The sequence below is a fragment of the Actinomadura logoneensis genome (assembly GCF_003428695.1).
GTDB classification, from domain to species: domain Bacteria; phylum Actinomycetota; class Actinomycetes; order Streptosporangiales; family Streptosporangiaceae; genus Spirillospora; species Spirillospora logoneensis.
The window spans coordinates 1-8,148 of record NZ_QURH01000954.1 but is presented as its reverse complement, the minus strand read 5'-3'; the positions used below and the strand labels follow the sequence as shown (position 1 = coordinate 8,148).

Below are 8,148 nucleotides of genomic sequence, written 5' to 3'. Positions count from 1 at the left end.
CCGCGGGGCGGGCGGCTCGGCGGGGCTCGGTGTCGCTGCGGCCGCGGACACGGTCGCTGCGGCGCGCGTCGGCGCGGTGCGTCGGCGGGGCACTGCGGCCTCCCTGGTGAGGATGCGGGGATCGGGCGTCATCGACTGGCTGGGCTGCGTCCGCCGGCCGGCGTCGGTCCACCGGCCGGTTCCGGTCCGTGGACCGGCCCGGCCGACCGGACCCGGTCCACGGGCCCGGTGGACCGGGCTCGGTCGACCGGGCTCCGGACTACCGGGGCTCCGGTCTTCCGAGCTCCGGGCTAGCGGCCGGCTTCGTACGTCACCGGCTGACCTCCACGTTCTCCAGCACGCCGAGCGCGTCCGGCACCAGCACGGCGGCGGAGAAGTAGGCGGACACGAGGTAGGACATCACGGCGCGGTCGTCGATGCCCGTGAACCGCGCCGAGAGACCCGGCTGCAACTCGTCCGGCAGGCCGGTGCGGTGCAGTCCGATCACGCCCTGGTCGTCCTCCCCGATCCGCATCGCCAGCACCGCGCTGGTGCCGCGGTCACTGATCCGGATCTTGTCGCAGGGGAAGATCGGGACGCCGCGCCAGGACATCACCCGGCGGCCGAACCGCTCGACCGTCCCCGGGTAGACGCCCTGCCGGGTGCACTCCCGGCCGAACGCGGCGATCGTGCGCGGGTGCGCCAGGTAGAACCGGGTGCCGCGGCGGCGGCTCAGCAGGTCGTCCATGGCCTCGGGGGTGGGCGGGCCGGACCGGGTCTGGATCCGCTGCTTCAGGTCCGCGTTGTACAGCAGGCCGAAGTCGCGGTTGTTGATCAGCTCGTCCTCCTCCCGCTCGCGCACGGCCTCGACGGTCAGCCGGAGCTGCTGCTCGACCTGGTCCATCGGGTGGCTGTACAGGTCGGCGACGCGGGTGTGGACGCGCAGCAGCGTCTGCGCGACGCTCAGCTCGTACTCGCGCGGGGCCGGCTCGTAGTCGGCGAACGTCCCGGGCAGGACGGGCTCGCCCTCGTGCCCGGACGCCAGCTCGATCTCGGCCTCGCCCTTGGCGTTGGTCGGCGGCCGGGGCGCGTCGGCGAAGTCGGCCAGCCGCGCGCGCAGCTCCGGGTGGCGGCCGAGCAGCTCGCCGATCTGGTCCTGGGACAGCACCAGCACGGTCGTCGGGGTGACCGCGCGGTAGGCGTGCTCCCACTCGCCGGGCGCGGGCAGCAGCGCCGCCGCGCCGAAGTACCGGCCGTCGGCGAGCAGGTCGAGCACGACCTCCGCGCCGTACTCGCCCCGGCCGACCTTCTCGACCTTGCCGTGCGCGATGAGCACCACGCGGTCCACCGGCCCGCCGGGCTCGACGATCACGTCGCCGGGCTCGAACTCGCGCTGGACGAACCGTCCGGCGGCGTCCTGGAGCAGCGGCTCGTCCACGCCAGCGAGCTGCGGCAGCTCGGCCAGCTCGGTCGGGATCACGCTGACCGACGCGCCGGTGTTGACGAACTCGACGACGCCGTCGCCGACGGTGTGCGCGAGGCGGCGGTTGACCCGGTAGGAGCCGCCCGGGACCTCGACCCAGGGCAGCAGCCGCAGCAGGTAGCGGGGCGTGATGCCCTGCATCATCGGCGCGGACTTGGTGGTCGTCGCGAGGTTCCGCGCCGCCCTGGTGGACAGGCTCAGCCGGTCGTCGCCGTCGGCGGCGCCGGTCGCGGTGCCGGGCCCCCCGCCCGGCTCGTGGGCGGCGGTCGTCACTGCGCCACCCCGATCTCCACGCTCTCCAGGACGGCGAGGGCGTCCGGCACCAGCACGGCGGCGGAGTAGTAGGCGCTGACGAGGTAGGACATGATCGCGTGCTCGTCGATGTGCATGAAGCGCACCGACAGGCCGGGCTGGACCTCGTCCTTGAGCCCGGTGCGGTGCAGGCCGACGACGCCCTGCGCGGCCTCGCCGGTCCGCATCAGCATGACCGAGCTGGTCCGGGTCCGGCTGATCGGGATCTTGTTGCACGGGAAGATCGGCACGCCGCGCCAGGCGGGGATGTGGTGGCCCTGCACGTCCACCGGCTCGGGGTAGACGCCCCGGCGGCTGCACTCGCGGCCGAACGCGGCGATCGTGCGCGGGTGCGCCAGGAAGAACGCGGGCTCCTTCCACACCATGGTGAGCAGCTCGTCCATGTCGTCCGGGGTGGGCGGGCCGGTCCGGGTGTGGACGCGCTGGCGGAGGTCGGCGTTGTGCAGCAGGCCGAAGTCGCGGTTGTTGACGAGCTCGTGCTCCTGCCGCTCGCGCAGCGCCTCGACGGTCAGCCGCAACTGCTGCTCGACCTGGTCCATGGGCTGGCTGTACAGGTCGGCGACGCGGGTGTGCACGCGCAGGACGGTCTGCGCGACGCTCAGCTCGTACTCGCGGGGGAACGGCTCGTAGTCCACGAACGTGCCGGGCAGCACCGGCTCGCCCTCGTGCCCGGCGGCGAGCTCGATCTCGGCCTCGCCCTCGGGGCTGGTGGACCGGCTCGGCCGGTCCCGGTGGGACTCGACGTGCTCGCGCAGCCCCTCCGACCGCTCCATCAGCTCCTGGAACCGGGACACCGGCAGGGTCAGGAGGGTCACGGCGGTGACGGCCCGGACCGAGTACTCCCAGTCGTGCTCCCCGCCGCGCAGGGCCTCGGCGCCGAAGAAGTCGCCGTCGGCGAGGACGCCGAGGACGGCCTCGCCGCCGTACTCGCCCCGGCCCACCCGCTCGAGCTTGCCGTGCACGACGAGGACGACGGTGTCGACGGGCCGCCCCTCGGTGACGATGACGTCGCCGGGCTCGTGCTCCTGCTGCTCGAACCGGCCGGCGAGCTCGCCGAGGACCTCCTCGTCCTCGTAGCCGCGCAGCGCCGGCAGCTCGCCGAGCTCCAGCGGGATGACGCGGACGTCGGCGCCGGTCTGCAGGAACTCGATCCGGCCGTCCCCGACGGTGTACGCCAGCCGCCGGTTGACCCGGTACGCGCCCCCCGCGCACTGCACCCACGGGAGCAGCTTGAGCAGCCAGCGGGACGAGATGCCCTGCATCTGGGGAACGGACTTGGTCGTCGTCGCGAGGTTCCGCGCCGCCGCCGTCCCCAGACTCCGCTGCTGCTGCTGTTGGTCCGTCTGCTGCTGTTCGGTCACGCTGGACACCACCGTTCCGATGCTTGTCGGCCGCTGAGGGGCGTGGTCGCACGCACGGCCCATGCCCGGACCGGCGCGTCGCCGGTCGATGGACCGCGTGCAGCAGTGACACTACCGAGCGTAATCACATTGACACAACGGAAGTATTACCTCACCTTGTGTCACTCAATAGACAGTCCTAAGGAGAGCCTTACCGAGTCTTGGGGTCGGGCATGCGGACGACCCGGCGATCACCTTGGGTGATCACCGGGTCGCGGTGGGCGGGGAGGGGCTTACAACCCGTCAGGAAGTTCCGGCAGCCGATCGGTGCGCTGCGGGTCCCGCGCGGCGTCCGAGCCGTCGTCCAGGGCCCCGGCCGCGGCGCCGCCCGACGCGGTGGCCGGGCCGCCCAGCAGCTCGTCGGCCAGGTCCGGGACGGGCTCGTCGGCGAGGTCCTCGTCGTCCGGGATCATCAGCAGCGCCTGGGTCGTCTGCGACTCGCGGGTGATCACGCCGCTGGCCAGGATCGTGTTGCGGTGCCGCAGCGAGCCGTTCTCGCGCAGCAGGTCGTCGTTCTCCCGGCGGGCCCTGGCCAGCCGCCGCGACATCCGGGCGTAGACGGCGAACCCGCCGATCGCCAGGCCCAGCACGAACCCCGCGACCGGCAGCCCCGCGCCGAGCGGCAGCGCGAGCGCCGCCGCGGACGCGACCACCATCGCCAGCACCGCGGCGACGGCGCCGAAGTGCTGCTCCGCCCAGTCGAGGGCCGCGTTGACAGGCTTGGGGATCCTCAACTTGGACTACTCCTCCGTAGGCGTGACGGCGACGGGCCTCCATTGAACGTTACCGTCCCGCAACCAGGCCCGACCCTGACACAGTGTGACGAACGCCTCCCCGGTGAACGCGCATAAGATGCGAGCACTCCTCCGCGCGCAATATCGTCGGAGGAATGAGCGAACACTTTGACGTCGTGGTCCTGGGCGCGGGCCCGGGTGGCTATGTCGCCGCCATCCGCGCGGCCCAGCTCGGCCTGAAGACGGCCATCATCGAGGAGCGTTACTGGGGCGGTGTCTGCCTCAACGTCGGCTGCATCCCCTCGAAGGCGCTGCTGCGCAACGCCGAACTGGCCCACATCTTCACCACCGAGCAGGAGAAGTACGGGATCAAGGTCGACGGCGGGGTGTCGTTCGACTACGGCGTGGCGTACAAGCGCAGCCGCCAGGTCTCGGAGAAGCTCGTCAAGGGCGTCCAGTTCCTGATGAAGAAGAACAAGATCACGACCTTCGACGGCCGTGGCACGTTCACCGACGCCAACACGCTGCAGGTGGCGAAGCAGGACGGCTCGTCCGAGACCGTCACCTTCGACAACTGCATCATCGCGGCCGGCGCGCACACCCGCCTGCTGCCGGGCACGCGGCTGTCCGAGCGCGTGGTGACCTACGAGGAGCAGATCCTCTCCTCCGAGCTGCCCGAGAGCATCGTCATCGCGGGCGCGGGCGCCATCGGCGTCGAGTTCGGCTACGTGCTGCACAACTACGGCGTGAAGGTCACGATCGTCGAGTTCCTCGACCGGATGGTCCCCAACGAGGACGCCGACGTCTCCAAGGAGCTCAGCCGCCGCTACAAGAAGCTCGGCATCGAGGTCCTCACCTCCACCCGGGTCGACGCGATCGACGACTCCGGCGAGAAGGTCAAGGTCACGATCACCGGCAAGGACGGCGCCCAGAAGGTCCTGGAGACCGACAAGGTCCTGCAGGCCATCGGCTTCGCCCCGAACGTCGAGGGCTACGGCCTGGACAAGGCGGGCGTCAAGCTCACCGAGCGCGGCGCGATCGACGTGGACGGCCGCTGCCGCACGTCCGTCCCGCACATCTACGCGATCGGCGACGTCACCGCGAAGCTGATGCTCGCGCACGCCGCCGAGGCCATGGGCATCGTCGCGGCCGAGACCATCGCCGACGCCGAGACCATGGAGATCGACTTCGTCATGGTCCCGCGCGCGACCTACTGCCAGCCGCAGGTCGCGTCCTTCGGCTACACCGAGCAGCAGGCCCGCGACCTCGGCTACGACGTCCAGGTCGCCAAGTTCCCCTACAGCGCCAACGGCAAGGCGCTGGGCATGGGCGAGGGCGACGGCTTCGTCAAGCTCGTCTCGGACGCCAAGTACGGCGAACTGCTCGGCGGCCACCTGATCGGCCCCGAGGTCACCGAGCTGCTGCCCGAGCTGACCCTGGCCCAGCAGTGGGACCTGACCGTCCACGAGGTGGCCCGCAACATCCACGCCCACCCGACCCTGGGCGAGGCCGTCAAGGAGGCCGTGCACGGCCTCGCCGGCCACATGATCAACCTCTAGCGACCAGCCCGCCACGGCGCTCACACCGGCCGTCCCCGCCACCGCGGGGACGGCCGCGTGCGTCTCCGGCCCTTGTACGCCCGCTCAGCAGCACGGCCAGGCGTACCGCCGGGCTCGCCGCCCACCCGGACGCGCGGGCCTCCCTTCCATCCGGACGCGCGGACCTCCTGTCCGACCTGTCGCGCGGGCCTCCTGTCCGTCCGACCCGTCCGGGCAGGGTTTTCGTATTTCCGCAGGCCGCTGCCGGGCGCGCAACGAATCGCCGGATCCCGAGCCATACGCGCAACGAAACTTCTGGTCAGCGCAATTTCATGGGCTTGGGCGTGAGGCACGGCGTTCCTAGGCTTTCGATCATCTGATGGCCCGTGGACTGAGCAGGAGCGCGTGTCATGACCATCACCCCGGCGATGGAGCCGACCGAGCCGTCCGTCGCGACCACCTCCGCCCCGGCACCGGCGCCCGCGCCGGCGTTCCCGGAGCGGACGGCGCTGCGGCGGCACTACCTGATGTGCCGTCCGGAGCACTTCGCGGTCACCTATGCGATCAACCCGTGGATGGACCCGTCGGCGGGCGCGAGCGCCGAGCTGGCCGTGGAGCAGTGGGAGGCTCTGCGCTCCACCTACCTGGCCCTCGGGCACGAGGTGAGCCTGATCGACCCGGTGCCCGGCCTGCCGGACATGGTGTTCGCCGCCAACGGCGCGCTGGTCGTGGGCGGGCGGGCCTACGGCGCGCGGTTCACCTTCGCCGAGCGGGCCGCCGAGGGCCCGGCGTACAGCGCGTGGCTGCGGGCGAACGGCTTCGCCGACGTCAAGGAGCCCGAGCACACCAACGAGGGCGAGGGCGACTTCCTCACCCTGGACCGGATCATCCTCGCCGGGACGGGCTTCCGGACGGACCTGGGCGCGCACCAGGAGGCGCAGGAGTTCCTGGGCCGCCCGGTGGTCACGCTGCGCCTGGTGGACCCGCGCTTCTACCACCTGGACACCGCGCTGTTCCCGCTGGACGGCGAGAACGTCGCGTACTATCCGGGCGCCTTCTCGCCGGGCAGCCGCGCGGTGCTGGAGCGGCTCTTCCCGAACGCCGTGATCGCCTCCGAGGCGGACGCGGCGGTGCTCGGCCTGAACGCGGTCAGCGACGGGCGGAACGTGGTGGTGAACGCCGAGGCCACCGGGCTGATCGCGACGCTCACCGAGCACGGCTACCACCCCGTCCCGGTGGACCTGACGGAGCTGCGCAAGGCCGGCGGCGGCCCGAAGTGCTGCACGCTGGAGCTGCGCACCGTCTGACGGCCGGTCCTTCGCCGGCCGTCCCCCGACGGCGGCCTCGACGGCGCCCTTGGCGGCGGCCCGGCGACGGCCCGGCGGTGGACGGCCCGGCGGTGGTCTAGGCGGCGGACCGGCGGCCCTCCGACGGCCCTCCGACGGCGGTCCGACGGCGGTCTGACGGCGGTCTGACGGCGGTCTGACGGCGGCCCGCGGCCTCGGCGCGCGGGCTCCCGCGGCCGGACGACATCCTTCGTCCGGGCGCGGGGGCCCGTCGCCATGTCCAGTCGGTGTGAAGGGGTTTTGATCTAGCCGACCCCGGTTCGCCCCTTTCGTCGGGTGTCCGGAACGATGGGGCCATGCTGCTCGCGGACCCCCACGGCCACCTCCCGTTCGACGGCGCCGACAACGTGCGCGACCTGGGCGGGCATCCGCTGCCCGGCGGCGGTCGGACGGCGCGCGGCCGGGTGCTGCGCGCGGACGCGCTCACCCGCCTCAGCGACGCCGACGTCCGGCGGCTGGCGGAGTTCGGCGTCCGGACGGTCGTGGACCTTCGGACCCCGATGGAGGTGGACACCAACGGCCGCGACCGGCTCCCCGACGGCGTCCGGACCGTCCACCTGCCGGTCGGCGGCGGCAACCTCGGCGTGTTCTACGAGGTGATCGGCAGCCGGGACGCCGAGCGGCAGCGCGCGGCGTTCGCCGAGGGGCGGCTCGAGAACCTGATGATCGACATCAACCGGACGTTCGTCCGGGACGAGACCGAGCGCGGCCGGTTCGCCGAGGCGGTGCGGCTGGTCGCCGACCCGGCGGCGGTGCCGCTGCTGTTCCACTGCACCGCGGGCAAGGACCGCACCGGCTGGCTGGCCGCGGTGCTGCTGGCCGCGGCGGGCGTGGACCGGGCCACGATCATGGCCGACTTCCTGCGCTCCGACGACTACCTGCGGCACACCACCGAGAAGATCCTCGCCGCGATCGCCGAGCTGGGCCAGATGGCCGAGCCGGAGCTGCTGCGCCCGCTGCTGGAGCAGCAGCCCGCCTACCTGGAGGCCGCCTTCAACGAGGCGGACGCGCTGTTCGGCTCGTTCGACGGCTTCCTGCGCGAGGGGATGGGCCTGGACGACGCGACCCTCGACGCCCTCCGCCAGAACCTCACCTGACGGCTGTTGACGCGCCGCGCCTCCCGGTCGATAGTCGGCGGACGAGCGCCTGCGGAGGAGGCGGTGCGGTGGAGCACGGGGGTGCCGGGCGGACGGTCGCGGGCCGGTACCGGCTGCGCGAGCGGATCGGCAGCGGCGGCATGGGCACGGTGTGGCGGGCGGACGACGCCGTCCTGCACCGCGAGGTGGCCGTCAAGGAGCTGACCGCGTTCGCGGCCGGCGGGCCGGGCGGCGGCATGGGCGGCGGGCCGGCGGGCGG

General features: G+C 72.7%; 6 protein-coding genes and 1 pseudogene. 4 read left to right on the top strand and 3 right to left on the bottom strand.

Annotated features, from left to right (window positions below; genetic code table 11):
- Positions 1–310 precede the first annotated feature (310 nt).
- The 3 genes from DZF91_RS32275 to DZF91_RS32265 form a co-directional block, all read right to left on the bottom strand.
- On the bottom strand, positions 311–1,735 hold the full coding sequence (locus DZF91_RS32275; protein WP_407920957.1) for a family 2B encapsulin nanocompartment shell protein: 1,425 nt from the start codon (positions 1,733–1,735) through the stop codon (positions 311–313).
- Complete coding sequence (locus DZF91_RS32270; protein ID WP_235834720.1) at positions 1,732–3,135, bottom strand: family 2B encapsulin nanocompartment shell protein; 1,404 nt, start codon at positions 3,133–3,135, stop codon at positions 1,732–1,734. The genes DZF91_RS32275 and DZF91_RS32270 overlap by 4 nt, the downstream gene beginning before the upstream one ends.
- Before the next feature lie 272 nt (positions 3,136–3,407).
- Positions 3,408–3,908 (bottom strand): hypothetical protein, encoded by a 501-nt coding sequence (locus DZF91_RS32265; protein ID WP_117360839.1) that lies wholly within the window; start codon positions 3,906–3,908, stop codon positions 3,408–3,410.
- Between the two features lie 155 nt (positions 3,909–4,063).
- Between DZF91_RS32265 and lpdA the strand changes: the two genes are divergently transcribed.
- The 4 genes and pseudogenes from lpdA to DZF91_RS32245 all read left to right on the top strand — a co-directional run.
- Positions 4,064–5,467 (top strand): dihydrolipoyl dehydrogenase, encoded by a 1,404-nt coding sequence (lpdA, locus tag DZF91_RS32260; RefSeq protein WP_117360838.1) that lies wholly within the window; start codon positions 4,064–4,066, stop codon positions 5,465–5,467.
- A gap of 389 nt (positions 5,468–5,856) precedes the next feature.
- On the top strand, positions 5,857–6,753 hold the full coding sequence (gene ddaH, locus DZF91_RS32255) for a dimethylargininase (protein ID WP_407920956.1): 897 nt from the start codon (positions 5,857–5,859) through the stop codon (positions 6,751–6,753).
- Between the two features lie 335 nt (positions 6,754–7,088).
- Positions 7,089–7,889, top strand: a complete 801-nt coding sequence (locus DZF91_RS32250; protein WP_117360837.1) for a tyrosine-protein phosphatase — start codon at positions 7,089–7,091, stop codon at positions 7,887–7,889.
- A 68-nt stretch (positions 7,890–7,957) separates the two neighbouring features.
- Positions 7,958–8,148, top strand: a pseudogene (locus DZF91_RS32245) (hypothetical protein); the annotation flags it as partial.

What these genes read in the sequence shown, in the direction of transcription:
- ddaH (WP_407920956.1), top strand. Translation starts at nt 5,857, where the DNA reads ATGACCATCACCCCGGCGATGGAGCCGACCGAGCCGTCCGTCGCGACC.
- DZF91_RS32250 (WP_117360837.1), top strand. Translation starts at nt 7,089, where the DNA reads ATGCTGCTCGCGGACCCCCACGGCCACCTCCCGTTCGACGGCGCCGAC.
- lpdA (WP_117360838.1), top strand. Translation starts at nt 4,064, where the DNA reads ATGAGCGAACACTTTGACGTCGTGGTCCTGGGCGCGGGCCCGGGTGGC.